The sequence below is a fragment of the Flavobacterium anhuiense genome (assembly GCF_050990855.1).
Lineage (GTDB): Bacteria > Bacteroidota > Bacteroidia > Flavobacteriales > Flavobacteriaceae > Flavobacterium > Flavobacterium anhuiense_C.
Genome location: NZ_CP158861.1, coordinates 3,700,720 through 3,726,511, shown reverse-complemented (window position 1 = coordinate 3,726,511; position 25,792 = coordinate 3,700,720). Strand labels below are relative to the sequence as shown.

The window sequence follows — 25,792 nt, the reverse complement described above, 5'->3', positions numbered from 1 at the left end:
AGCGGTTTGATAAATCTACATCAACCGCTTTTTTTTATTATATAATTCTTTAGTCATCATTAGGATCACAAGTTCTTGTCAATAAAACATGTATTAAGATCCAGTTGAGAAAACTCAAATTGTCATCATTAACATTTACAACCATCATGTTAGGATGGTCTTTAACATTATGCTTCACCTGAGCAATTTTAGTTTCCCCATACAAATAATAGTAATTCCAGTTAAATGATATTATTCTATTATTATATCTCTTTTTAAAACTTGTACCTCCATCTAAAGACATATCATAATAATTGACATGTGTAATATTAAAACCTAATAGATCTTGATTTTGAAATAAAATCTTATACTTATTCTTAAATATTAAATCAATGATTTTTAGTTCTAAAAGTAGATTATTATTAGGATTAAATACTTTTACAATTCTATTGATAAAATTGGAATTTCCCTTAGAATAAAATAATAAGTTATCATCCTTACAAACACGTAAACCTTCTTTAGTGTAAAGAATATCTATTTCCATTGACAAATACTAATTCGAATTCTGCACTTCAAAAAGCTGCACTTGACTTTTCAATCTTTCAATCAATAAATTCATCATACGTTTATTTAAATTAGAAGAATTTTGAATGTAAGCATCATATTCATCAATTGTAAAAAGCCCCATTACGATTCCTTTTAGTGAATTTCTGAACTTAATATCTTTCTGAATAGAATTTTCTATAGTTTGAAGTTTCTTTTCAACGGAATATGAGTAAAAATCCCGTTTGTTCTTATTGATATAATTTATAAAAACCGCAATAAATAAATCGTTTTGAAGTTTTAAAATCGGCCGAATTGTTTGGTTTTGAAACAACTCATCTGCTGAAGATTGAGCACTTACGGTTCCTAAAGTTTCGCCTCTGAATTCTTTTAAAAAAGTATCTCTATCTTCCATGGTATTTGTTTTAAGTTTTATTTAAAGTTAACGAAATAATCCCACAGTAAAACCTATTTTTGTTTTTATAAAAATAAATTATGCGATATTTTCTTTTCATATGCCTATTATTAGTCTCTTGCAATTCAAAAGAAGACAAAGAAAAATACAATCGTCAATTATACCGTGCTGTAAATAATAAAGATACAGCAGTTTTAGACATCCATATTAACAATAAACGTTTTTACGGACGATATGAAATTAGCCATTACGGAACCGGAAAAGATTCTGGAGATGTTCGTGGTGATCTAAGAGGAGACACGCTTCGTGGAGATTACCATTATATTTCATTTGGCGGAGCATGGAAAAGAGTTCCTCTAGCACTTTTAAAGAAAGATCAAAAACTATTTTTAGGAACAGGAGTTATCGGCACTTATTTTAATCTTCCGTGCTACGTTCCAGAAGTTCCAATCGATTATAAAGAATCTGGATTTATTTTTGAAAGAATAGAGAAGGAGTGAGGTTTTTGTTTAAAGTTTCAAGTTGTTGAAGTAGATTGTGCGTATTTTACCGCAAAGCACGCAAGTTTTTTTTGATATGTTAAATCTTCTAAAAACGCAAAGTTCGCAAAGCTTTGTAAAAAAACTTTGCGAACTCTGCGTAAACCTTTGCGCTCTTTGCGGTTATTTTTATCGCAAAGCTTTGTCTAGAAAAAACTTTGCGAACCTTGCGTAATTCTTTGCGCTCTTTGCGGTTAAGTCCAACAACTTGAAACTTGAAACTTGAAACTTGAGACATGAAACAAAATTAGTTCAACGTCGACGGCAATTCAAAAATTTCAAGATCAAAATATCGGACCGAAGCCATTACATGATCAAAAATATCGGCCATGATATATTCGTAGTTTGCCCAGCGTTTATCACTAGAAAAAACATAGATTTCCAACGGAACTCCATGCGCAGTCGATTGTAATTGCCGGCACATAATATGCAAATTTTTGTTCAATCCCGGATGATCGTGCAGATATTGCATAATATATTTTCTAAACAAACCTAAATTAGTCATGTTACGGCCATTTAGCGAAAGCGTTTTATCGATTCCTCTCAGATCATTATAGCGGTCAATTTCCGCTTGACGGCTATCGATATAAGAAGTTATCAGCTGAACTTTTCGTAATTGATGTAAATCTTCATCGTTTAAAAAGCGAATCGTACTGCTTTTGATTAAAACATGCCTTTTAATACGTCTTCCTTCTGATTTCTGCATTCCGCGCCAGTTCTGAAACGAATCGGAACTTAAAGCATAAGTTGGAATTGTCGTAATCGTATTGTCAAAATTTCTGACTTTTACTGTTGTTAAATTGATTTCGATAACATCTCCATCAGCACCAAATTTATCCATAGTAATCCAGTCTCCAATACGAACCATATCATTTATGGCAACCTGAACACTCGAAACAAATCCAAGAATGGTATCTCTAAATATTAAAATAATAATAGCCGAAAGTGTTCCTAAGATTGTAAGTAATTCGCCTTTTTTGATTCCGAATAAAGTCGAAATAATCATGGCAACTCCAAAAATCCAAAGCACGATCATAATAACCTGAACAAAGCTGTCAATTGGCTTGTCGCTGTATTCTGGTTTTTGTTTTAAATAATCGCGTAACGAATTAAAAACGGTTCTAACAATCCATAATCCTAACAATACAATATAGATCCCTACAATTTTCCCGAACATCGATTCCCAATACTCATATTTATCTAAAATAACAGGAACTGCTTTGTAAATAAAGAAAAACGGAATTAAATAGGCCGTATATCTGGTAGTTTTGTTTTGAATTAAATAATCGTCAAACTTTGTTTTTGTTTTTTGCGCAAAAATTGCTGTCAAAGTGACTAAAATAAATTTTGCTACATAATAAATTACGTAAGCCAATGCTATTAAAATAGCGATATTGAAGATCAGACTAGTATAAGACGCAACATTACGGCTCATTCCCCAATCTCTAAAAAGAGGATATAAAAAATTAAATATTTTCTCCAAGAGCTTATGCATTTTCCAAATACTTTTTCTCTATGTAAAAAGTTCCGAATGGAATAAGAGAAGCAACCAAAATAATTCCGAAAGTTTTTAAATCCCAATTCATTGATTTTTTCAATAAAAATGCTAAAATGATATATCCGATAAATAAAACACCGTGTGTCATTCCTAACGGACGTAATAATGTATGGTAAAGTTCAGGATTATTGGTTTTAATAATTAGCATATTAGCAAACAACACTAAATAAGAGATTCCCTCTAAAATGGCAGTAACTTTGAAAATCTTGAGCATGTATATATTTTTTAAGTTTTATGCCAGCAAAATTAAGGATTATGTATTGAATTTAGGGTTTAAAAAATCAAAATAAAATCAGTCCAACAATGGTAAACTGGGATTTGGAATTTAAAAATTTGAAAATTATCTTTACTGTATGAGCAAAAGAGATTTAAAAAAATATTTAGGCGAGTTAACCAAAGAGCAACTAGAAGAACAATTGATAGAATTGTATGAGAAATTTGCTCCTGTAAAAGTGTATTATGACTTTGTTTTTAATCCAAAAGAAGACAAGTTGCTTCAGGAGGCAAAAGTTAAAATCTCTCATGAATATTTCCCAATTAAAAAACCTGGTGCAAAATGGCGTCCAAAAGCCAAAATGCGAAGATCAGTCGCTCAAAAATTAATTAAGCATTTTATGATGCTTGGAGTAGATTCTTATATCGTTGCCGATATTATGCTGTACAATATCGAAATCGCGCAAACGTTTTCTTCGCAAAATTTCATCAAGCAGGAATTATTTTACAAAAGCATGTTAAATTCTTTTGAGCAAGCAGTAAATTTTATTGTCTCAAACGGAATTTTTAATGATTTTAAATTGCGAATTAATGCCATTCATGACGAAACTTTAGAACAAAAATGGAAAAATAAGTACGATTTTGAGGCAATTTTGGAGAAAATCGACTACTAAAAGCCCTTCTCATAAAAAATCTTTATTTAAAAAAAATATTTATTTTAGGTTAAAAGAAGATGAATAACTGTTTTTTCGGTGTATTTTTGCAAAAATCCAAAAATAAACAATGTCTCAAAACACTTTAGAAATACAAAGAGAAGAGAAGAAAGAACTTTATGCATACCAAAAAGGCGATATTGACGCTATTTTTGACCGTTTAGACAATGCTCCTCCAAAACACCACTTACTGTATCAGCTTCCAACAGGAGGAGGAAAAACAGTAATATTTTCTGAAATCGTTCGCCGCTATTTATCTCATAATGATAAAAAAGTGGTTGTTTTAACGCACCGTATCGAACTTTGTAAACAAACTTCAAAAATGTTAACAGGTTTTGGTGTTACAAACAAAATAATCAATAGTAAAGTAAAAGAATTGCCAGATCAGAATGATTTTTCTTGTTTTGTGGCGATGGTTGAAACTTTAAAAAACCGTATTAACGATGAAAAATTGCATCTAGACAATATTGGTTTGGTTATTATTGATGAGGCACACTATAACTCATTTAGAAAGTTATTAAACTCATTTAAAAATGCTTTTATTCTTGGAGTAACAGCAACGCCTTTGAGTTCTAATATAAAATTACCTATGCACCAAAGTTACAACGAGCTTATCGTTGGTGATACAATTGGTTCGTTAATCGAAAAAGGCTTCTTGGCAAAAGCTACAACTTACAGCTATGATGTTGGTTTGACTTCGCTAAAAGTGGGTATCAATGGAGATTATACAGTAAAATCTTCAGATGATTTATATACCAATACTTTGATGCAAGAAAAACTTCTTCATGCGTATACAGAACGTTCTTTAGGAAAGAAAACCTTGATTTTCAACAACGGTATTCATACTTCTTTATATGTATATGAAACATTTAGAGAAGCAGGTTACGACATTAGACACTTAGACAATACAAGTAGTTCTGAAGAGCGTAAAGACATTCTGCAGTGGTTTAAAAAGACTCCAGATGCGATTCTAACTTCTGTTGGTATCTTAACAACTGGTTTTGACGAACCAACTGTAGAAACAATTATTTTGAACAGAGCAACAAAATCGTTGACTTTATATTTCCAAATGATTGGCCGTGGTTCTCGTAAATTGCCTGGAAAAGATGAATTTACAGTTATCGATTTAGGTAACAACGCGGCTCGTTTCGGTTTATGGAGTGATCCTGTAAACTGGCAGCACATCTTTAAGTCTCCTGAGTTTTACTTAGAAAATTTACGTGATGACCACGAAATCGAGATGTTCTTTAAATACAGCATGCCACCAGAATTGCGTGCAAAATTCAGCAAAACTGCCGATGTTAGTTTTGATGTTGATGAAGAACACAAATTAATCATCAAGCAAAATCTACGTTCTAAAGTTGTTTTAGATAAATCTTTAGATCAGCACGCTTCAATGTGTGTAGACAATACAGAAACGCTTCAAGAGGCGAAAATGCTTTCTAGAGAATTAGAAGATGATATCGAAGACCGTATTAAACGTTATTCTAAATGTTTAAGCCAATGCAGTAAAAACTACCGCGAATGGCTTGTAGATGATTACAAACAAAGATTAACTTTATTAATCGGTAAAAAGTATCGTGAGAAAATCATGAACGAGCCAGATTGATAATTTTAGTCTGAAAGTCTAAAGTTTAAAGTCATAAAGTTCTTTTGCAGAACTTCAAATAAAACAAACCATTAGTATATTTAGAATGATTTCCAAATATATTAATGGTTCAGTAGTTTTTAAGGAGAAATAAAATTTAAAAGATTTTGGCAAATCTAAAATCTAAAGTCAAAAATCTAAAATCAAAAATAATTATGTCTAAACCATTCTCAACATTAGGACTTTCTGCTCCAATTTTAAAAGCTTTAAGCGAATTAAATATTGTTGAACCAACAGAAATTCAGCAAAAAACAATTCCGTTATTTTTGAGCGAAACTCATGATATTGTTGGTTTAGCCAAAACCGGAACAGGAAAAACTGCTGCTTTTGGATTACCATTATTGCAACTGGTAAATCCTGAATCTACCGAAGTTCAAGCGGTAATCTTAGTTCCAACGAGAGAATTAGGACAACAGATTTTTAGAAATCTAGAAGGTTTTTCAAAATATATTCCAAATATATCTATTGCCTCAATTTGTGGAGGAACACCAATAAAACCGCAAATTGAAAGATTAAAAGAAGGTGCTCAAATCGTAGTAGCGACTCCTGGACGTTTAATTGATTTGATTCAGCGAAAAGCAATCGATATTAAAAAAGCGGAGTATTTAGTTTTAGATGAAGCTGACGAAATGGTAGCAATTCTTAAAGAAAGTCTAGACGAAATTATTGCTGAATTACCTAAAAAACACCGCACTCTATTATTCTCAGCAACACTTCCTGGTACAATTAAACAATTGATTCAGAATTATTTGAACAAAAATGTAGTTCAAATAAGCGCTAGTATGGAAACTGTTGGAAACGAAGGAATTGACCACGAATATATTGTTGTTGATCCGATTGAAAAACTAGAAGTTTTAATGCATTTCTTGAATTCTAGAGATGGAGAAAGAGGAATTATTTTCTGTAAAACTAAAGCTGCCGTAAATAAATTAGCCAAAAATCTAGCCATCAATAAATTCTCTTCTGGAGCGCTTCACGGTAGTTTAACGCAAGGAATTCGTGATAGAATTATGGAGCAATTTCGTGAAGGGCATATTAATATTTTAGTAGCAACCGATTTGGCTGCTAGAGGAATAGACGTTAAAGAAATCTCGTATGTAATTAACTATCACCTTCCTGATACGTACGAAAACTACGTTCACCGAAGCGGAAGAACGGCAAGGGCAGGGGCAAAAGGACTTTCTCTAACGGTTCTACAGCAAGAAGAAGTTTTTGAAATTGCTGATTTTGAAAGAGAATTAGGCATCAAATTTTCTGAATTCAAAAAACCTTCAGCAGCAAGTTTGGAAGAAAACAATATGCTTTTATGGGCTAAACAAATCTTCAAAACAAAACCAAACCACGAACTTTCGCAGGAACAGAAAACACGTGTGAAAACCATTTTTCACCATTTGACAAAAGAAGAACTAATAGAGAAGTTAATGGCCAATTATATTTTGCAAAACAAAATCGATATAGTTGAAAAACCTGTTAAAAAATTCAAAAAGTAATAAATATGACAATTGTCATTGCATATTAAAGTTGTATATTTATAAGGAATTATTTTATAATCCTACTTAATACAACATATATGAAAATAGTCATTATTGGAGGTGGATTTGCAGGACTTAATCTAGCGAAAGAGCTTGTAAATCAGCCTCAAATACAAGTAACACTTGTAGACAAGAATAATTATAACTTTTTCCCTCCACTTATATATCAGGTTGCAACAGCATTTTTAGAACCATCGAGCATTAGTTATCCTTTTAGAAAATTCTTTGCCGGAAAGAAAAATCTGCAATTTCGCTTAGGCGAACTCTTATCTGTTTCTCCTGCTGAAAAGAAAATCACTTTAAGCAACGGAGAATTAGAATACGATTATCTAGTTTTTGCAACTGGAGCAGAAACCAGTTATTTTGGCATGGAAAACGTTATGAAGAATGCCATTCCGATGAAAACCTTAAATGATGCCATCGAAATGCGTAACACACTTCTTAAAAACTTAGAAAAAGCTGCCATTTGCAAAGACATGCGTAAAAGACGTAAACTATTAACTATTGTAGTTGCTGGCGGCGGACCAACAGGAGTAGAAGTTTCTGGAATGTTTGCCGAAATGAGAAAAAGTATTCTTTTAAAAGAATATCCAGAATTGGATACCTCTGCAAGTAACGTTTATTTAGTTGATGGAGGAGACGCTCTTTTGTCTCCAATGAGTAAAGATTCTCAAAAAGATACGTTAGAAGCACTTACAAAATTAGGCGTGGTAGTAAAACTAAATACTAAAGTTGTTGATTATGTTGATGATACTGTACTATTCGAAAATGGAGAAACTATAAAAACCAAAAACTTAATCTGGGCTGCTGGAGTATCTGCTAAAATATTTGAAGGAATTCCAAAAGAGAGCTATGGACGCGGCAGGCGTATGGCGACAGATCAATACAACAAAGTAAATGGTGTCGATAATATTTATGCTATTGGTGATACAGCAATTTTAGCTGGCGATAAAAATTTCCCAGACGGGCATCCTCAAGTAGCGCAAGTTGCTATTCAGCAAGGATTAAACTTGGCAAAAAACTTTAAAGCAATGGTTGAGAACAAATCTCTTAAACCTTTTGCTTATAATGATAAAGGTTCGATGGCAATTATCGGAAGAGCAAAGGCCGTTGTAGATTTACCAAGTCCAAAATGGCATTTTAAAGGATTTTTCGCTTGGATTATCTGGTTATTTGTTCACTTAATTTCATTAATAACGTATCGTAACAGATTAAATACATTCTGGAATTGGATGGTTGCTTATTTCGCAAAAGATCAATCGCTTAGAATGATCATTAGACCAGAAAAAAGACAGCAAAGCTAAAGAAATTAAATCTCAATTTTTTAAATTCCAAATTCCAAAATTGGATTGTCTTAAATACTAAAAAGGCAAAATCATATGATTTTGCCTTTTTTATTTGAATTTGGGATTATAATATTAGAATTTAAAAAAATTATTCTGCTGTCGTTGGATCAATTATTCCTGTAACTTGATTTACGGCGTTGGCAGGAAAACCGCCTAGTTTAGCGTGTTCATAAACCATTTCTTCATTTGGCGCGATGTAAATGCAATAAAGTTTATCGTTTGTAATATAACTGTTTACCCACTGAATTTGTGTTCCTAGTTGATTAAGCACGCCGCAGGAAGCCTGTGAAATACTTTTTAATTGGTCGGATGTAAGTTTACCAGCATTTGGGATTTCTCTTTCAATAACATATTTCGGCATAGCATTTCGAAATTTATTCCTACTCATGTGGCTTTTCGGTTTCGCCCCGTTTTTTAAATGGTATCTGGATTCCATTCCATTTTATGCTATATAAAATTAATGAAATAAAAGCGTAAAAACAATCAGTATTTACTGATATCCAAATACTTAAAAACACAATTAATGACCCGAAACAATAGTATCATCAGCAGATAATTCCACTTTTTGTTTAATAAAACGTTTTCCGATATTTAAGATTATAAAAGCTGTAATTGTCGTAGTTGTCATAATCGCGACCATTGGCGTAACAGAATCTTTAACAAAAACACCTACTGCAAACGAAGCCAATGCACCAATTCCTAATTGAATAGCGCCCATTAACGCAGAAGCACTTCCGGTATTTTTAGCAAAAGGGGCAAGCGTTAATCCTGCTGTGTTTGGATTTGAAATTCCTAAACAAGCTAGAAATAAGAATAACATTCCGATGGTTTGATACAATCCTAAAAGATCATTTAGAGCCAAAGTCAAGAATACGATACTTATGACCGATTGCGAAATCAAAGCTCCGTAAATCATTTGTTCGCTAGAAAATCGTTTCAACAACATAGAATTCAACTGACTAGACCCAATAAAACTCACAGACATTAGCGCAAAAATCCACCCATACGTTTTAGCATCCACTTTATAAATATCCATAAAAACTAGAGGCGAGGCCGCTACATAAGAAAACAGTCCAGAAAATGCGACCGCTCCAGTAAAAGCGTAAGTATAAAATTGAGGCTCTTTTAAAACCAATAGAAAATTGGACACAATAGGTTTTGGCTTTAGCGAAATTGAAGTATCTGGTTTATAAGTATCTGGAAGTCCAAATTGTGAGGCAGCTAAAATCACGATTCCCATACACATCAAAATAAAAAACACAGCATGCCAACCTAAATCTTCTGTAACGTAACCGCCAATAGTTGGCGCCAACATTGGAGAAAGTCCAACAACAAGCATTAAAAGCGAAAATACTTTTGGTATATCTTTTACAGGAAATAAATCACGAACCATGGCTACAGAAGCTACAGTTGCAGCACAACTTCCGATGGCTTGAATAAAACGAAGAAATATAAAAGCGTCAATATCAGCTACGTAAATGCATCCTAACGAAGCAAGAATATAGACTAAAAGTCCAATAAATAAAGGTCTTTTACGTCCAAAGCGATCTAATAAAGGTCCATAAAGTAATTGTCCGGCAGATATTCCAATAAAATAACTCGATAAACTCATCGAAACTTTTGCAACACTTGTATTTAAATCTTTTGCAATACCCGAGAAACCAGGCAGGTACATATCAATAGAAAAAGGACCTAGAGCAGTTAAAGATCCTAGAATTAGGATCGACTGAATATATTTTTTTGTTGTCATTATCTTAAAAAACGGCTTATAATTTTTTGCAAAGGTAAAGATTTCATACCTTGTTATATAACTTAAAGAAGTTTATAACAATAAATTAAAGTAATTGCCAACATTATCTAGTGTAACTATTTATTAATCTTTAAATTAGAAAAATTATGAAAAAGTACCTTTTATTAGTAGCAGTTTTATGCTCATCAATTTCGTTTGCACAAACCATTACATCTAAACAAGAAGAAGCTAGTGTCGCACAATATGAACTTCTGAAAAAAGTTAACCAATATTATCCAGATATTACATTAAGCAAATCGGTCACGAATTTTTATGCAGATGGAAATATCATTGACTCGCAACAAGATTTTGATTTACGTGGCACAAAATTCTCAAGTTATAAACTAGGAATTGAGCCAGGAAATAAAAAAGTAAAGTTTGATTACACATCCAGTGAAACCGGCCACGTATATGGTGACGTTACCATTTTTAATGGAAATGCACTGAGAACAACTTTTAATGAAAAAACGAATCAAATTGATGTATCGTTAAACGGAAAATCGGTTTATTTGAAAAAACTATAATTTTTAAGAAACTTCCAAAAAGCATCACAATTTTGTGATGCTTTTTTGGTTTATATTTGATTCAGATTTTAATAAAACAAACTACAATGAAAAAATTTCTTTTCCTGGCATTTATAATTTCATTACAATCATTTGCTCAACAGAATAAATTCTCAGGAACTTGGGGAAATCAAAAATGTAAAGACTGCAAGAAAGAATATATTTTTACGATTACGATTGCTCAGTCCAATTATAAGATTTTCGGAACCGCTGAAGTTACAAGCGAATATAAAGAATTAAATTCTGGAATTCTGGAAGTTACTGGACATGTGTATCCGCATGGTGATAAAGCGCAAATAAAATTTAAAGATAAAAACGGAAATACATCGAGCGCTGTTTTGTTTGTAGAAGATTCGGTAATTCAATTCAATAAAAATGGCGGAGGCGATATTGTACCAAAAGAGATGATTTTGAATAAACTATATGAATAAGCTCCTTCTCAGAGCTTATTCAATTTGACCTATAATTTATATTATGTAAAATAGAATATTTCAGAAACCGTCCTACCAATGTTTTTACGGGACTTTTAATTAGAATCAGTTTTATTCTTTAAAAACTCACAACCTTTACTTCTCTACGATCAATTCCAAAAAATGAATTTAGAATACAGAAATATTTAACCTTTAAAAATGCGCTCTACGACTTTTATTATTGAAAAATTATAAATATTAAAAAATCAGCTCATTTAAAAATCATTTTCAGTTCAGTTCTAATCGTCCATAAATACGTTATACGGTTTTTGTTTTAAAAAATCCTCAAATATTGAAAATTTAGACTTGATTTCAGATCGACTATAAATACGCTGTATGATTTTTATTTTAAATAATTCTCAAATATCGAAAATTTAGACTTCATCAAAGATGATCCATAATTGTGCAGTACGACTTTTAATTTTAAAAATTTCTAAATATTATAAATTCAGTTTCGTATAAATGCGCTGTATAGTTTTCAATTTAAAATATTCTCAAATATTGAAAATTTGATTAGCCATATAATTGACTGTGTATTTTCGATAAATAAAAAATTATTTTTTATAATCAGAAATATTAGAATTTTCAAAACATAAAAACTTTTACAAGTCTTATTATTATTATCTTTTAACATTTCTTTAAAATAGTTAGTTTCTAGTAAAGAACTTTCATTGTAAGACTTTATTTTACTATTTTTACATTCGATACTTTAAAAATAAATTATCACATATATGAATACAGTTGCTGAACATATTGCAGATTTTTTAAAAGAATACAAACCGTTTGATAATTTAACTTTCCAGGAATTATCAGATATTGCTACGAATATTCGTGTCATTAATTTAGAAAAACATGCAGTATTATTTCAAAATAACGATCCGCTTCATGAAAACTTTTATGTTGTAGCTTCCGGTGTCATTAATCTAACGACTATTGCAGACGCAGAAGAAACCATTATAAATAAATGTCATGAAGGCGATATTTTTGGTTTACGCCCGTTTTTTGCTAAAAACAACTACATGATGACGGCTAAAGCACGTGAGGAAAGTATTGTATATGCTATCCCAATCGCTGTTTTTAGACCTTTTGTGGCTAACAATTCAGATGTTTTAAACTTTTTACTAGAGAGTTTCGCAGTAAATTCACGTCACACCAAAGACAGCATGAGTTCTAATGGTAAACTGGTTTCAGATTCTGATTATATAGACCAACAGACAGAAATGCAATATATTCAGTCACTTAACTATAACAATTCGCCATTAACGACTCAGGCAAATTCTATAATTAAAGATGTTGCGATTCTTATGACAGATTCTATGCTGGACAACATCATTATCTGTGGTGAAAAAAATCATCCAATTGGAATTGTAACCAATGCCGATTTATCTTCAAAAATCGCAACTGGACGCTTTCCTATTACTGAAACCATTGACAAAATCATGTCTTCTCCGGTTGTTACAGTATTAGAAAATGTATCTTTAGCTGAAGCTCAATTACTAATGCTAAAGCACAATGTAACACACTTATGCGTAACTAAGGATGGCACAAGTAAATCTGTAGTGAAAGGAATTATTTCTGAGCACGATCTTATTGTAGCACAAGCTAGTAACCCCGGTGTTTTAATTAAAGAAATTAAGCGTTCTCAACTTCCAAAAGATTTAAAACAAATACGTGATCGCCTATCTGATCTCATTCAGAATTCGATTCAAAAGAATATTCCAATTTCACATGTTAGCAATATTGCAAGTGAAATTAACCTAGCGATTATCAAGAGAGCAGTCGAGCTATCAATTTTAGATTTAGGCTCCCCTCCTGCACGTTTTGCTTGGTTAAGTATTGGAAGTCAAGGACGTAAAGAGCAATTATTACTTACTGATCAAGATAGTATTTTAATTTTTGAAGATGTAACACCTGAGAAATACAGAGAAGTAAAAGATTATTTCTTAAGATTAGCCAAACGCACTACTTCTATACTAGAAAAAGTAGGTTATGATTATTGTCCAAACGGGCATATGGGAAGCAATATGCTTTGGTGTAAATCATTGAGCGACTGGACTAAACAATACAACAGCTGGATGAATACTCCAGGTGAAAATAGTAACGATTTAAGCAGTATTTTCTTTGATTATGAAATCGTTTTTGGAGAACCAAAAATTGAAGAAGCTATAGAAAATGTGATTTTTAAGAATGCAGTCAATAACACTTTATTCTTTGACTTTTTGGGGAACGATGCTTTAAAGAGAAATTCTCCTTTAAGCTTCTTTAAAAAATTCATTGTGGAAGAAGATGGTCCTAATAAGGATAAATTTGATATTAAGACCCGTGCTTTAATGCCATTGATTGATGGTGCTCGTTTATTAATTTTAAATGCCAATATTAAAGGGATTCAGAATACCTATTTGAGATTCAAGCAATTAGCAATTACAGATTCTAAAAATGCTGAAATTTATTTAAGCTGTGCAGAAGCTTTCTTAACTCTCTCTAAATTTAGAACTGTTGAAGGATTAAAAAATGACGACTCTGGCCAATATATTAATTTGAGAGAAATGTCAAAATCTGACAAAGAGAAATTAAAAAATGCACTGTCCCCAATGAAAGACTTAGAGGAACTGATTAAGAGTAAATTTCAATTGACACAATTCTCATAAAACATGCTAGACTGGCTAAAAAACATCAACAAAGACTATCCAGATTTCTGGAAAGACTATTTAACTAAATTCGAAACCAAACCTAATAAGTTTGTTGTTTTATCGACTGAAACTTCTGGCTTAAATCCGGATAAAGATGTTATTTTATCCCTTGGAGCCTTTTCAGTTATTGATGACAGCATCGTTATAAAGGAAAATTTCGAAACCGTTTTATTGCAATACAAATATCTTCAAGACAACGGGCTTTCAAATGAATTTATCATTGAAAGCAAAATGATGAAAATGCCTGAACCTGATGCACTTGAAGCTTTTGTAAACTTTATTGGAAATTCAATTTTAGTTGGACATCATATCAATTTTGATGTTGAAATGCTAAATGCTGCTTTGGAGCGTTTAGATTGTGGACGACTAAAAAACGAAGCTTTAGATGTTGATGTAATGTACAGAAAACTTACAGATATAAATGACAAACAATTTTCGCTGGACGATTTATGCGAAATTTATAAAATTCCAAAAAGCGACAGAAATTCTTCTTCTGAAGATGCATACAGAATCGGGCTTTTATTTTTGAAACTAAAATCTAGATTAGGAATAAAATAGTTTTTTGTTTCAAGTTTGAGGTTTAAAGTTTCAAATTGTTTGACTTAACCGCAAAGCACGCAAAGTTCGCAAAGTTCGCAAAGTTTGCAAAGTTTGCAAAGTTTTTTAGACAAAGCTTTGCGAACTTTGCGTTTTTTTTTTGAGATTTAGTTATTAAAAAACCTTGCGTGCTTTGCGTTAAAATCTAGACAAACAAACTTGAAATCTTCTTTTGTTTCAGGTTTAAAGTTTCAAGTTGTTTGACTTAACCACTAAGCACACAAAGATTTACGCAAAGTTCGCAAAGTTCGCAAAGTATTTTTTTTTCACAGAGCTTTGCGAACTTTGCGTTTATAGTGAGTTTCTAGCATTAAAAAAAACTTGCGTTCTTTGCGTTAATTTTTTTGCAAGCTACATCAACATGAAACATGAAACTTGAAACTTGAAACTTGAAACTTGAGACTTGAGACTTGAGACTTGAAACAAAATTTCAAACCTGAAACAAAAAAAAGCCTCTTAAAATTTAAGAGGCTCTTCTATTATTATATTTTGCTTACGAAATTCTTTCTTTCATAATTTGCTCTACCACTTCTGGGTTTAGCAATGTTGAAGTATCTCCAAAGTTAGAGAAATCTCCTTCTGCAATTTTACGCAAAATTCGACGCATAATTTTTCCTGAACGCGTTTTTGGCAAACCAGATACAAATTGAATTTTATCTAATTTAGCAATTGGCCCAATGTGATCTGCAATATATTGATTGATCTCTTTAGTCAGGTTTTCTTTATTTCTAACTTCTCCAGTTTCTTTCAGAATAACAAAACCATAAAGCGCGTTCCCTTTAATATCATGAGGGAATCCTACAATTGCAGATTCTGCAACTGCTGGATGCTCATTGATTGCATCTTCAATTGGCGCAGTTCCCAAATTATGTCCCGAAACAATTACCACATCATCTACTCTACCTGTAATTCTGTAGTAACCAACTTCGTCTCTTAAAGCTCCGTCTCCTGTAAAATATTTTCCAGGGAAAGCAGAGAAATACGTCTCTTTATAACGTTCGTGATTATTCCAGATTGTTCTAGCAATACCAGGCCATGGGAATTTAACACATAAACTTCCAACTACTTGGTTTCCTTCAATTTCATTGCGCTTTTCATCCATCAAAACTGGCTGAATTCCTGGCAATGGCAAAGTAGCATAAGTTGGCTTCGTTGGTGTTACAAACGCAATTGGCGAAATCATAATTCCTCCAGTTTCTGTCTGCCACCAAGTATCTACAACTGGACATCTCTTGTCTCCTACGTGGTCATTGAACCAGTGCCAAGCCTCTTCGTTGATTGGTTCTCCAACAGAACCAATAACTTTCAGTGATTTTAAAGGGTATTTTTGAATATAATCTAAACTCTCTTTTGCTAACGAACGGATTGCAGTTGGTGCGGTGTAGAATTGTGTAATTTTATGTTTTTCGATGATATCCCAAAAACGGCTAAAATCTGGATAAGAAGGAACTCCTTCAAAAATTACAGTTGTACCTCCATTCAACAACGGTCCGTACAAAATATAAGAGTGACCTGTGATCCACCCGATGTCAGCGGTACACCAGAAAATATCATTATCTTCATAATTGAAAACGTTTTTGAAAGTATAGGCCGTATAGACCATATAACCAGCAGTAGTATGAACCATTCCTTTTGGTTTTCCTGTTGATCCTGAAGTATATAAGATAAATAAAGGATCTTCAGCATCCATAATTTCAGCAACACTATTATCTAGAGCAGCATCTAATAATGGCTGTAACCAAATATCACGGCCTTCTTTCATTTTTACTTCAGTATTAGTTCTTTTCGCAACCAATACTTTTTCTACAGAAGGGCAAGTTTCTAGAGCTTCGTCAACAATTCCTTTTAAGTCAATTGTTTTGTTTCCTCTATAACCTCCATCTGATGTAATTACCATTTTACATTCGCAGTCGTTGATTCTTGCAGAAACTGCCGATGCAGAAAATCCAGCAAAGACAACAGAGTGAATGGCTCCAATTCTAGCACAAGCTAAAACAGCAACAGCCAATTCTGGAATCATTGGCAAATAAACACAAACTCTATCTCCTTTGCGAACACCTTGCTCGCGAAGAACGTTTGCCATTTTTGAAACTCTTTCGTATAATTCGTTATACGTTATATGTAAAGCTTCTTCAGAAGGATCGTTCGGTTCAAAAATTATTGCCGTTTTATCTCCTCTTTTGCTTAAATGTCTATCAATACAGTTTTTGGTAATGTTAACTTTAGCATCTGTAAACCATTTTACTTCAGCTTCAGCCATATTAAAATCAACAACTTTTTCCCACTGTTGGTACCATGTGAAATTCTCCTCAGCTATTTTTCCCCAAAATTTTCTTGGCTCTCTTATTGACTTATTGTAATGTTTAAAATATTGTTCTAAATTTTCAATTTTGTAATAGCTCATCGTTTGTTGAATTTTTTTATAAATGTATTAAATCTGAACGTATTCTTGAAATAATTTAATCTATAAATTTTATCGAAAAAAAACATTTACTCAATAAAATATGATAATTATTTGCATTTGTTTTAAAATTTTAATTTTTAAACAAATTTAGAAAGGGCAAAAAAGGCATAATAAATAGATATTATGCCTTTTTTAATTTAACAAATTTCAATAACAATTAATTTTTTTGTGAACCGCACTGCTAGACTTTTGTCTATTTTGAAAATAGCAGCATCATTATTAATTAAAACAGAAATTTCAACAAGTATATTTTTATTAAAACATACCCCATTATAGGGATCCGCTTCACTTAACTCACTTACTCAAGTTAAGTGAATGCAATATGCATCTATATCTATTATCTTAATAAGTGCTTACTAATTCAAAATATTACAAATCATTGATACAGTGCAAATCCCGCAAAATCGAATTCTGCGGGAATTCCCATTTTTTTTTTAATTATCCAATTTTTTTCATTGCTGTCATAGACTCTCTCAACCAAGCTCCTACTTCTTCGATAGGATGTTGACGAATTTCTTTATTTACCGCGATAAGTACTGCATTGTCTACTCCGTTAGAAGTTGAAAATGGTTTTCCGATAATGTTAGTTTCTACTTTTTTCATGAACTCAGTCAATAATGGCTTACATGCATGATCAAATAGGTAACATCCGTACTCAGCAGTATCAGAAATTACACGGTTCATTTCGAATAATTTCTTTCTTGCAATTGTGTTTGCAATTAATGGCAATTCGTGTAAAGACTCATAGTACGCAGACTCTTCAATTATTCCTGCTTCTGTCATAGTTTCAAAAGCTAATTCAACACCAGCTTTTACCATTGCAATCATTAACACTCCATTATCAAAATATTCTTGCTCAGAGATTGGAGCTTCTTGTGGAGCTGTTTTTTCGAAGTTAGTTTCTCCTGTTGCAGCTCTCCATTTCAATAAATTTACATCATCATTAGCCCAGTCAGCCATCATCGTTCTAGAGAATTCTCCAGAAATGATATCGTCTTGGTGTTTTTGGAATAATGGACGCATGATATCTTTCAATTCTTCAGCTAATTCGTAAGCTTCGATTTTTGAAGGATTATTCAAACGATCCATCATATTTGTAATACCACCGTGTTTCAAAGCCTCAGTAATAGTTTCCCATCCGTATTGGATTAACTTAGAAGCGTAAGCAGCATCGATTCCTTTTTCAACCATTTTATCGAAACACAAAATAGATCCCGTTTGCAATAATCCACAAAGAATTGTTTGCTCACCCATTAAATCTGATTTTACTTCAGCTACGAAAGATGATCTTAAAACTCCTGCTCTGTGACCTCCTGTTGCTACAGCGTATGCTTTTGCTTGATCTAAACCAAATCCGTTTGGATCATTTTCTGGGTGAACAGCGATAAGAGTTGGAACTCCAAATCCTCTTTTGTATTCTTCACGAACCTCAGAACCTGGACATTTAGGAGCGCACATAATAACAGTAATGTCTTTACGAACTTGCATTCCTTCTTCAACAATGTTGAATCCGTGAGAATAAGACAAAGTAGAACCTTGTTTCATTAATGGCATAATAGCATTTACCACAGCGGTGTGTTGTTTGTCTGGTGTAAGGTTACAAACCAAATCTGCAGTTGGGATCAATTCTTCGTAAGTTCCTACATTGAAACCATTTTCAGTTGCATTTTTATAAGAAGCTCTTTTTTCTGCAATTGCATCTGCACGTAATGCATAAGAAATATCTAAACCAGAATCTCTCATGTTTAAACCTTGATTCAAACCTTGTGCCCCACAACCAACAATTACAACTTTTTTTCCAGCCAATGCTGCAATTCCGTCTGCAAATTCTGATTGCTCCATAAATTCACAAACTCCTAATTGTTCTAATTGTAATCTAAGTGGTAATGTATTGAAATAATTTGCCATTTTTGTTTTAATATTTAATGAAATGAAATTTAATAATTGATTATATATAACTAAGATTGTATTATTTGAATGATTCTAACAAAGTTGAAATTTCCATTTTTTGTTTAGAAACTGATATTCTTCCAGAACGTACAAACTGCATAATTCCGTATGGTTTGAATTTTTCGTATAATTCTTCAATTTCAGAACGTCTTCCTGATTTTGAAATCACGAAGAAATCACGAGAAACCGTTACAATTGTAGACTGGCTTTCTTTAATAATATTCTGAATTTGCTTCTCGTCGAATAACAAACTTGAAGCAATTTTGAATAAAGCATTTTCTAAGAAAATAGTTTCTTCATCTGTATGATAAAATGCTTTTATAACCTCGATTTGTTTTTCAATTTGTCCCACAATATTCTGAACCCATTTCTCTGTCGTATTTACTACGATGATAAATCTTGAAACATTCTCTATTTCTGATTCTGAAACATTTAGACTTAATATATTAATGTGGCGCTTTAAGAATATTCCAGATATTCTATTTAATAAACCCACGTTATTTTCTGAGTATACCGATATGGTAAATGTTTTATCTTCCATTTTGTTTTTTAGTTTTATTTGTTTCAAGTTTCAGGTTTCAAGTTCTGCTGAGAACGTGAAACTTTAAACTTGAAACATGAAACTTTTTCTTAACTTAATCTAATTTCTGATACACAAGCTCCTGTTGGAATCATTGGGAAAACGTTGTTTTCTTTTTCGACTACAACTTCTAAGAAATAAGAATCTTTTGAAGCCAGCATTTCTGCGACCGCTGCATCTAGATCTTCTCTTTGCGTAACTTTTTTAGACTTGATATGATATCCTTCTGCAATTGCAATGAAATTTGGATTAATCATTCTAGTTGAAGCATATCTATTATCAAAGAATAATTCCTGCCATTGGCGAACCATTCCTAAGAACTCGTTATTTAAAACCACAATTTTTACCGGAACTTCCGTTTGGAAAATCGTTCCAAGTTCCTGAATTGTCATCTGGAAACCTCCATCACCAATAATCGCTACTACTTCACGCTCTGGTTTTCCCATTTTAGCTCCAATTGCAGCTGGCAATGCAAATCCCATAGTTCCTAAACCTCCTGAAGTAATGTTACTTTTTGTTGAATTGAATTTTGCATAACGACAGGCAAACATTTGGTGCTGACCAACATCTGAAACGATAATCGCATCACCATTTGAATGTTTGTTGATCATTTCAATAGTTTCCCCCATTGAAATTCCTTTACCATTCGTTGGATTCAATTCTTCTTTTATAACAGAATCAAATTCTACTTTACTTAACTCTTTAAATTCGTTAAGCCAAGAATCGTGAGATTTTGCATCCAATAATGGCAATAAAGCAGCTAAAGATTCTTTTACATCTCCTAAAACAGCAACTTCTGTTTTAACGTTTTTGTCAACCTCCGCTGGATCAATCTCAAAATGAACCACTTTTGCCTGTTTTGCATAAGTATTCAAATTACCAGTAACACGATCATCAAAACGCATTCCGAAAGCAATTAAAACATCACATTCGTTTGTCAATAAATTTGGCGCATAATTTCCGTGCATTCCAAGCATCCCAACATTCAAAGGATGATCTGTTGGTAAAGCCGAAAGTCCTAAAATTGTCCATGCAGACGGAATTCCAGATTTTTCGATTACTGCTTTAAATTCTGCTTCGGCTTGACCTAAAATAATTCCTTGTCCGAAAACAATAAGCGGCTTTTTTGCACTATTGATTAAAGCTGCAGCTTCGGCAACTTTATCCAAGTTCAATTTTGGAACTGGAACATAACTTCTAATTCCTGTACATTTTTCATAACTAAATTCGAACTCATCAAATTGAGCGTTTTTAGTAATATCAACCAATACTGGCCCTGGACGACCAGAGCGAGCAATGTAAAATGCTTTTGCAATAATTTCAGGAATTTGAGAAGCTTCTGTTACCTGAAAGTTCCATTTGGTAACCGGAGTTGAGATTCCGATAATATCTGTTTCCTGAAATGCGTCAGACCCTAATAGATGTCTTCCCACCTGCCCTGTAATACAAACCAACGGTGTTGAATCGATTTGAGCATCTGCGATACCAGTAACTAAATTTGTAGCTCCTGGCCCAGAAGTAGCAATTGCCACTCCTACTTTTCCTGTAGCTCTCGCATAACCTTGAGCTGCATGCGTTGCACCTTGTTCGTGACGTACTAAAACGTGGTGCAATTGATCTTGAAATTTATATAATTCGTCGTAAACAGGCATTATAGCTCCACCTGGATAACCATAAATTAAATCTACTCCTTCTGCTAATAAACATCTTATAACGGCTTCTGCCCCTGATATTTTCATAGTATATTGTTTTTCAAAAGTCAAACTTCAATTTTAAATTTTATTGATATTGAAGTTTGCTTTTTGATTTTGTTATTTTTAAAATTAATTGTCGGTTACACATCCTGTTGATGCACTTGAAACCGATCTAGCGTATTTAAGTAAAACCCCTCTGTCAACTTTTAATTTCGGCTGAACCCAAGCCGCTTTTCTTGCTGCAAATTCTTCGTCAGATATCTTCAGATCGATTGTATTTTTCACAGCGTCGATAGCGATTAAATCTCCATCTTTTACTAGTGCAATACCACCGCCGTCATATGCTTCTGGTGTAACGTGACCTACCACGAAACCGTGCGAACCGCCCGAGAATCTACCGTCTGTAATTAGTGCACAACTGCTACCTAATCCAGCTCCGATAATGGCAGATGTAGGTTTTAGCATTTCAGGCATTCCCGGACCACCTTTTGGTCCACAACCTCTAATGACGACTACATTACCTGGTTTAATTTTTCCGGCTTGAAGACCTGGAATTACTTCAAATTCACCTTCAAATACAACAGCTGGTCCTTCGAAATATTCTCCTTCTTTACCACTGATTTTTGCTACAGCACCTTCAGAAGCAAGATTTCCGTATAAAACTTGGATATTTCCTGTTGGTTTTAACGCTTTTTGAATTTCATGAATTACTTCTTGTCCGTCTTGTAAATCTGGAGTCGAAGCTAAGTTTTCTGCAACTGTTTTTCCTGTTACTGTTAAACAATCTCCGTGAATAAGTCCTACTTTAAGCAAGTATTTCATAACGGCAGGAATACCTCCTACTTCATGAATATCTTCCATCATGTACTTACCGCTTGGCTTCATGTCTGCTAGTACTGGAGTTCTATCGTTAATAGCTTGGAAATCATCTAAAGTGATTGTAATTCCAACTGAATGCGCCATTGCAATTAAGTGCATAACCGCATTCGTAGAACCTCCTAAAACTGCTACGATTGTGATAGCATTTTCAAAAGCCTTACGAGTCATAATGTCTCTTGGCTTGATATCTTTTTCTAGTAATATTTTGATTGCTTTTCCTGCCTCATAACATTCGTCTCTTTTCTCTTGGCTCAAAGCAGGATTAGATGAACTGTACGGCATACTCATACCTAATGCTTCAATTGCAGAAGACATAGTATTTGCAGTATACATACCACCACAAGCACCAGCTCCTGGACAAGCGTTTTGAATTACACCTTTAAAATCTTCTGGAGTGATTTCGCCTTTTACTTTTTTTCCTAAAGCTTCAAAAGCAGAAACGATATTTAGAGACTCACCTTTCCATTTTCCTGAATGGATAGAACCTCCATAAACCATCATTGACGGACGATTCAATCTTCCCATTGCGATTAACGCACCAGGCATATTTTTATCACAACCAGGAATTGCGATAATACTGTCGTACCATTGCGCTCCCGCAACAGTTTCGATAGAATCTGCAATTACATCACGAGAAACTAGTGAGTAACGCATTCCTTCAGTTCCGTTAGAAATACCGTCACTGACACCAATGGTATTAAAAATAAGTCCGACAAGATCTGCATCCCAAACACCTTTTTTAACATCTTTTGCTAAATCGTTCAAGTGCATGTTACAAGTGTTACCATCGTAACCCATGCTCACAATACCAACTTGTGCTTTCTTTAAATCTTCCTCAGTTAAACCAATTCCGTACAACATCGCTTGCGCCGCTGGCTGTGTTTGATCTTGTGTGATGGTCTTGCTGTACTTATTTAATTCCATTATTGTTTATTTATTTTTTAATTTTTTGTTCAAAAAAAAACCTTCCAAGTATTTGGAAGGTTTGTAATATAGTCTTTCAATTATATTTATAACATTCCCGATGCAGATGTGTGAATCACATTGACAACAACGACAGAAGTAATAATAATTGAGATTTGCATCCTTTAATTTTTTAGTGTTACAAAAGTAAATAAACTTCAGGAACTAAAAAAATAAAATCTCAACATTTACGATACTTCTTGTTATTATATTCACATTTTAACAAAAAATATTAAACAATTGTAGATTGTCCAATACTAACATTGTCATTATTAAAATACAGCAAATCGTCTTTGCTGAAAATAAAATTAGAAACGAACTCTCCTACTTCGTTTGTTCCGAATTTTGAGTCTGGTTTTAAATCAACTGTAACTACCTTGTATTCAATTGCTTTTTCTACCGCTTTAAAGATTACATGAGCTTCTTTAGTTAATCCAAAATGCTCTAACAAAAGAGCTGCTGCTAAAATTGAAGCAATTGGATTTGCAATATTTTTTCCTTTTGCTTGCGGATATGATCCGTGAATTGGTTCAAACAAAGCATTTTTTTCTCCTAAAGATACTGATGGCAATAAACCAATAGATCCTGTAATTACACTCGCTTCATCAGATAAAATATCTCCAAACAAATTTTCAGTTAAAATCACATCAAATTGTTTAGGATTTAAAATCAACTGCATTGCTGCATTATCCACAAATAAGAAATCAAGTTTAACATCTGGATACTCTTCGCTCACTTTCTGAACTACTTTTCTCCATAATCTTGACGTTTCCAAAACATTTGCTTTATCTACCATAGTTAACTTTTTGCGACGTTTTTGTGCCGATTTAAAAGCTAAATGTGCAATTCTAGTAATTTCTTCTTCCGAATATTCACATAAATCAGAAGCATGTGTTCCTTCTTCATTAAGTGTTTTTTCTCCAAAATAAGCACCACCAGTTAATTCTCTAAAAATGATAAAATCAGCTCCTTCAATGATTTCTCTTTTTAAAGGAGAAGATTCTATTAAGGCTTTATAAGGTTTTATAGGACGGATATTAGCAAACAATCCTAATTCTTTTCGCAGTTTTAATAATCCTTGTTCTGGACGAACCTTTGCGTTTGGGTTATTATCGTATTTAGGATCTCCAATTGCTCCAAGCAAAACTGCATCTGTGTTCAGACAAAGATTCAGAGTTTGCTCTGGTAACGGATTTCCTGTTTTATCGATAGCAACCGCTCCCATCAGCGCTTCTTCAAAAACAAATTCATGATTATACACTTCGCCAATGGCGTACAAAGCTTTCTTAGCTTGTAAAATTACTTCAGGCCCAATTCCATCTCCTGGTAAAACTGCAATTTTTAAATTCATAATCTCTCGCTCTTTATGTCTTTAAATCCTTATTGTTCCTAGTTTATTTTTGAAATATTAACTTCTAATTAATTCACCTTCTATTTTAGAAGCTTCTATAATTTGATGGATATCTGCGTCTACAACTTCTTTTTTAATGTCAGCGAATTTCAAGAATTCGATGTAAACGATATCTAATTGTGTTTTTGTTAATTCGTAACCTACTTTTTTAGCACGGTAAGCTAAAGCTGCTCTTCCGCTTCTAGCAGTTAAAATGATTGAAGATTCATTTACACCCACATCCAACGGATCCATGATCTCGTAAGTTGCTCTGTTTTTGATTACACCATCTTGGTGAATTCCAGAACTGTGTGCAAATGCATTTGCTCCAACAATCGCTTTATTAGGCTGTACAATCATTCCCATACTTTCAGAAACTAAACGGCTCATTTCGTTTAATTCTCTTGTATTGATGTTTGTGTCTAAATTTAAGTAAGGGTGTTGTTTGAAAATCATTACCACTTCTTCAAGTGCAGTGTTTCCTGCTCTTTCTCCAATACCATTAATAGTACATTCTATTTGTCTTGCTCCATTTATAGCTCCTGCGATTGAGTTTGCAGTTGCCATACCTAGATCATTATGACAGTGGCATGAAAGGATTACGTTTTCGATTCCTTTTACGTTTTCTTTTAAGTATTTGATTTTTGCTCCATACTCTTCTGGAAGACAATATCCAGTAGTATCAGGAATATTCAAAACCGTTGCACCAGATTTGATAACTTCTTCACAAACTTTAGCCAAGAACGCATTATCAGTTCTTCCTGCATCTTCAGCGTAGAATTCAACATCTTCTACATATGATTTTGCATGAGATACCGCAAATTTCGCTCTTGCAATAATATCTTCAGGCGTAGTATTTAATTTGTGGAGTATATGAGATTCTGAGGTTCCGATTCCAGTATGGATTCTAGGTTTCTTAGCGTGCTTTAAGGCAGCTGCCGCAACATCAATGTCATTTTTTACGGCTCTTGTCAATCCGCAGACGGTTGCATTTTCTACAATTTTACAAATCTCAGAGACCGATAAAAAATCGCCTGGACTTGACACTGGGAAGCCTGCTTCGATAATGTCAACTCCCATTTTGTCTAGTCGTTCTGCGATAACTAATTTTTGTTTAGTATCTAACTTACATCCTGGAACTTGTTCACCATCTCGCAATGTGGTGTCAAAAATTTGAACTTTCTCTCTATTCATATTCATTTATTTAATGTAATTTCACATCTTGATAACAAATATATATTGTACTATTACAGTATGAAATTCATTTTAATGAAATT

Annotated in this window: 22 protein-coding genes; 9 read left to right on the top strand and 13 right to left on the bottom strand. The window is 33.1% G+C overall.

Translation table 11 applies throughout. The annotated features are described in order from the left end of the window. Positions 1–49 precede the first annotated feature (49 nt). Positions 50–523: a hypothetical protein gene (locus ABTV69_RS16545; protein WP_433830689.1), complete on the bottom strand. Its 474-nt coding sequence runs from the start codon at positions 521–523 to the stop codon at positions 50–52. Positions 524–532: 9 nt separating this feature from the next. Continuing rightward, positions 533–937, bottom strand: a complete 405-nt coding sequence (locus tag ABTV69_RS16540) for a glyoxalase (protein WP_433830687.1) — start codon at positions 935–937, stop codon at positions 533–535. 80 nt (positions 938–1,017) lie between these two features. On the opposite strand from ABTV69_RS16540, the gene ABTV69_RS16535 reads away from it, so the two are divergent. Further along, positions 1,018–1,437 (top strand): hypothetical protein, encoded by a 420-nt coding sequence (locus tag ABTV69_RS16535; protein ID WP_433830685.1) that lies wholly within the window; start codon positions 1,018–1,020, stop codon positions 1,435–1,437. A 286-nt stretch (positions 1,438–1,723) separates the two neighbouring features. Here ABTV69_RS16535 and ABTV69_RS16530 read toward each other — a convergent pair whose 3' ends face one another. Beyond that, positions 1,724–2,971 carry a mechanosensitive ion channel family protein gene (locus ABTV69_RS16530; RefSeq protein ID WP_433830683.1) on the bottom strand — a complete coding sequence of 416 codons (1,248 nt, stop codon included), beginning with the start codon at positions 2,969–2,971 and terminating at the stop codon, positions 1,724–1,726. After that, complete coding sequence (locus ABTV69_RS16525; RefSeq protein WP_433830681.1) at positions 2,964–3,248, bottom strand: DUF3817 domain-containing protein; 285 nt, start codon at positions 3,246–3,248, stop codon at positions 2,964–2,966. Before ABTV69_RS16525 ends, ABTV69_RS16530 begins: the two co-directional genes overlap by 8 nt. Positions 3,249–3,387: 139 nt before the next feature. On the opposite strand from ABTV69_RS16525, the gene ABTV69_RS16520 reads away from it, so the two are divergent. The 4 genes from ABTV69_RS16520 to ABTV69_RS16505 all read left to right on the top strand — a co-directional run bounded on the left by ABTV69_RS16520 (position 3,388) and on the right by ABTV69_RS16505 (position 8,444). After that, on the top strand, positions 3,388–3,921 hold the full coding sequence (locus ABTV69_RS16520) for a DUF6155 family protein (RefSeq protein ID WP_433830679.1): 534 nt from the start codon (positions 3,388–3,390) through the stop codon (positions 3,919–3,921). 109 nt (positions 3,922–4,030) lie between these two features. After that, positions 4,031–5,569, top strand: coding sequence for a DEAD/DEAH box helicase (locus ABTV69_RS16515; protein ID WP_433830677.1), 1,539 nt, complete (start codon positions 4,031–4,033; stop codon positions 5,567–5,569). Between the two features lie 194 nt (positions 5,570–5,763). Beyond that, the gene (locus ABTV69_RS16510) at positions 5,764–7,098 is read left to right on the top strand and encodes a DEAD/DEAH box helicase (RefSeq protein ID WP_433830675.1); all 1,335 of its coding nucleotides are present in this window, start codon (positions 5,764–5,766) and stop codon (positions 7,096–7,098) included. A gap of 80 nt (positions 7,099–7,178) precedes the next feature. Then, positions 7,179–8,444, top strand: a complete 1,266-nt coding sequence (locus ABTV69_RS16505; RefSeq protein WP_433830673.1) for an NAD(P)/FAD-dependent oxidoreductase — start codon at positions 7,179–7,181, stop codon at positions 8,442–8,444. A gap of 130 nt (positions 8,445–8,574) precedes the next feature. Here ABTV69_RS16505 and ABTV69_RS16500 read toward each other — a convergent pair whose 3' ends face one another. Both ABTV69_RS16500 and ABTV69_RS16495 read right to left on the bottom strand, forming a co-directional pair. Continuing rightward, the gene (locus ABTV69_RS16500) at positions 8,575–8,874 is read right to left on the bottom strand and encodes a DUF4242 domain-containing protein (RefSeq protein ID WP_433830671.1); all 300 of its coding nucleotides are present in this window, start codon (positions 8,872–8,874) and stop codon (positions 8,575–8,577) included. A 132-nt stretch (positions 8,875–9,006) separates the two neighbouring features. Further along, a complete protein-coding gene (locus ABTV69_RS16495; RefSeq protein WP_433830669.1) occupies positions 9,007–10,236 on the bottom strand; it encodes a multidrug effflux MFS transporter in 1,230 nt (409 codons plus the stop codon). A gap of 146 nt (positions 10,237–10,382) precedes the next feature. Between ABTV69_RS16495 and ABTV69_RS16490 the strand changes: the two genes are divergently transcribed. From ABTV69_RS16490 to ABTV69_RS16475, 4 genes are all read left to right on the top strand, one after another. Further along, a complete protein-coding gene (locus tag ABTV69_RS16490) occupies positions 10,383–10,799 on the top strand; it encodes a hypothetical protein (protein WP_433830667.1) in 417 nt (138 codons plus the stop codon). A gap of 86 nt (positions 10,800–10,885) precedes the next feature. Next, positions 10,886–11,269 (top strand): hypothetical protein, encoded by a 384-nt coding sequence (locus ABTV69_RS16485; RefSeq protein ID WP_433830665.1) that lies wholly within the window; start codon positions 10,886–10,888, stop codon positions 11,267–11,269. A gap of 770 nt (positions 11,270–12,039) precedes the next feature. Then, a complete protein-coding gene (locus ABTV69_RS16480) occupies positions 12,040–13,956 on the top strand; it encodes a DUF294 nucleotidyltransferase-like domain-containing protein (RefSeq protein ID WP_433830663.1) in 1,917 nt (638 codons plus the stop codon). 3 nt (positions 13,957–13,959) lie between these two features. Then, positions 13,960–14,556, top strand: a complete 597-nt coding sequence (locus tag ABTV69_RS16475; RefSeq protein WP_433830661.1) for a 3'-5' exonuclease — start codon at positions 13,960–13,962, stop codon at positions 14,554–14,556. A gap of 532 nt (positions 14,557–15,088) precedes the next feature. On the opposite strand, the gene acs is transcribed toward ABTV69_RS16475, so the two are convergent. The 7 genes from acs to ABTV69_RS16440 form a co-directional block, all read right to left on the bottom strand. Further along, complete coding sequence (acs, locus tag ABTV69_RS16470; RefSeq protein WP_433830659.1) at positions 15,089–16,999, bottom strand: acetate--CoA ligase; 1,911 nt, start codon at positions 16,997–16,999, stop codon at positions 15,089–15,091. Between the two features lie 498 nt (positions 17,000–17,497). Beyond that, a complete protein-coding gene (gene ilvC / locus ABTV69_RS16465; protein WP_433830657.1) occupies positions 17,498–18,967 on the bottom strand; it encodes a ketol-acid reductoisomerase in 1,470 nt (489 codons plus the stop codon). 61 nt (positions 18,968–19,028) lie between these two features. Beyond that, positions 19,029–19,550: an acetolactate synthase small subunit gene (gene ilvN, locus ABTV69_RS16460; protein WP_041516160.1), complete on the bottom strand. Its 522-nt coding sequence runs from the start codon at positions 19,548–19,550 to the stop codon at positions 19,029–19,031. An 89-nt stretch (positions 19,551–19,639) separates the two neighbouring features. Then, complete coding sequence (ilvB, locus tag ABTV69_RS16455) at positions 19,640–21,328, bottom strand: biosynthetic-type acetolactate synthase large subunit (RefSeq protein ID WP_433830655.1); 1,689 nt, start codon at positions 21,326–21,328, stop codon at positions 19,640–19,642. Between the two features lie 84 nt (positions 21,329–21,412). Then, on the bottom strand, positions 21,413–23,086 hold the full coding sequence (ilvD, locus tag ABTV69_RS16450; protein ID WP_433830653.1) for a dihydroxy-acid dehydratase: 1,674 nt from the start codon (positions 23,084–23,086) through the stop codon (positions 21,413–21,415). A gap of 271 nt (positions 23,087–23,357) precedes the next feature. Further along, positions 23,358–24,476 carry a 3-isopropylmalate dehydrogenase gene (gene leuB, locus ABTV69_RS16445; protein ID WP_433830651.1) on the bottom strand — a complete coding sequence of 373 codons (1,119 nt, stop codon included), beginning with the start codon at positions 24,474–24,476 and terminating at the stop codon, positions 23,358–23,360. Positions 24,477–24,533: 57 nt separating this feature from the next. Then, positions 24,534–25,709, bottom strand: coding sequence for a 2-isopropylmalate synthase (locus ABTV69_RS16440; RefSeq protein ID WP_433830649.1), 1,176 nt, complete (start codon positions 25,707–25,709; stop codon positions 24,534–24,536). Between the last annotated feature and the right edge of the window lie 83 nt (positions 25,710–25,792).

Excerpts from the sequence above, each read along its gene's own strand:
- ABTV69_RS16545 (WP_433830689.1), bottom strand. The coding sequence starts at position 523 with ATGGAAATAGATATTCTTTACACTAAAGAAGGTTTACGTGTTTGTAAG.
- ABTV69_RS16540 (WP_433830687.1), bottom strand. The coding sequence starts at position 937 with ATGGAAGATAGAGATACTTTTTTAAAAGAATTCAGAGGCGAAACTTTA.
- ABTV69_RS16535 (WP_433830685.1), top strand. The coding sequence starts at position 1,018 with ATGCGATATTTTCTTTTCATATGCCTATTATTAGTCTCTTGCAATTCA.
- ABTV69_RS16530 (WP_433830683.1), bottom strand. The coding sequence starts at position 2,971 with ATGCATAAGCTCTTGGAGAAAATATTTAATTTTTTATATCCTCTTTTT.
- ABTV69_RS16525 (WP_433830681.1), bottom strand. The coding sequence starts at position 3,248 with ATGCTCAAGATTTTCAAAGTTACTGCCATTTTAGAGGGAATCTCTTAT.
- ABTV69_RS16520 (WP_433830679.1), top strand. The coding sequence starts at position 3,388 with ATGAGCAAAAGAGATTTAAAAAAATATTTAGGCGAGTTAACCAAAGAG.
- ABTV69_RS16515 (WP_433830677.1), top strand. The coding sequence starts at position 4,031 with ATGTCTCAAAACACTTTAGAAATACAAAGAGAAGAGAAGAAAGAACTT.
- ABTV69_RS16510 (WP_433830675.1), top strand. The coding sequence starts at position 5,764 with ATGTCTAAACCATTCTCAACATTAGGACTTTCTGCTCCAATTTTAAAA.
- ABTV69_RS16505 (WP_433830673.1), top strand. The coding sequence starts at position 7,179 with ATGAAAATAGTCATTATTGGAGGTGGATTTGCAGGACTTAATCTAGCG.
- ABTV69_RS16500 (WP_433830671.1), bottom strand. The coding sequence starts at position 8,874 with ATGAGTAGGAATAAATTTCGAAATGCTATGCCGAAATATGTTATTGAA.
- ABTV69_RS16495 (WP_433830669.1), bottom strand. The coding sequence starts at position 10,236 with ATGACAACAAAAAAATATATTCAGTCGATCCTAATTCTAGGATCTTTA.
- ABTV69_RS16490 (WP_433830667.1), top strand. The coding sequence starts at position 10,383 with ATGAAAAAGTACCTTTTATTAGTAGCAGTTTTATGCTCATCAATTTCG.
- ABTV69_RS16485 (WP_433830665.1), top strand. The coding sequence starts at position 10,886 with ATGAAAAAATTTCTTTTCCTGGCATTTATAATTTCATTACAATCATTT.
- ABTV69_RS16480 (WP_433830663.1), top strand. The coding sequence starts at position 12,040 with ATGAATACAGTTGCTGAACATATTGCAGATTTTTTAAAAGAATACAAA.
- ABTV69_RS16475 (WP_433830661.1), top strand. The coding sequence starts at position 13,960 with ATGCTAGACTGGCTAAAAAACATCAACAAAGACTATCCAGATTTCTGG.
- acs (WP_433830659.1), bottom strand. The coding sequence starts at position 16,999 with ATGAGCTATTACAAAATTGAAAATTTAGAACAATATTTTAAACATTAC.
- ilvC (WP_433830657.1), bottom strand. The coding sequence starts at position 18,967 with ATGGCAAATTATTTCAATACATTACCACTTAGATTACAATTAGAACAA.
- ilvN (WP_041516160.1), bottom strand. The coding sequence starts at position 19,550 with ATGGAAGATAAAACATTTACCATATCGGTATACTCAGAAAATAACGTG.
- ilvB (WP_433830655.1), bottom strand. The coding sequence starts at position 21,328 with ATGAAAATATCAGGGGCAGAAGCCGTTATAAGATGTTTATTAGCAGAA.
- ilvD (WP_433830653.1), bottom strand. The coding sequence starts at position 23,086 with ATGGAATTAAATAAGTACAGCAAGACCATCACACAAGATCAAACACAG.
- leuB (WP_433830651.1), bottom strand. The coding sequence starts at position 24,476 with ATGAATTTAAAAATTGCAGTTTTACCAGGAGATGGAATTGGGCCTGAA.
- ABTV69_RS16440 (WP_433830649.1), bottom strand. The coding sequence starts at position 25,709 with ATGAATAGAGAGAAAGTTCAAATTTTTGACACCACATTGCGAGATGGT.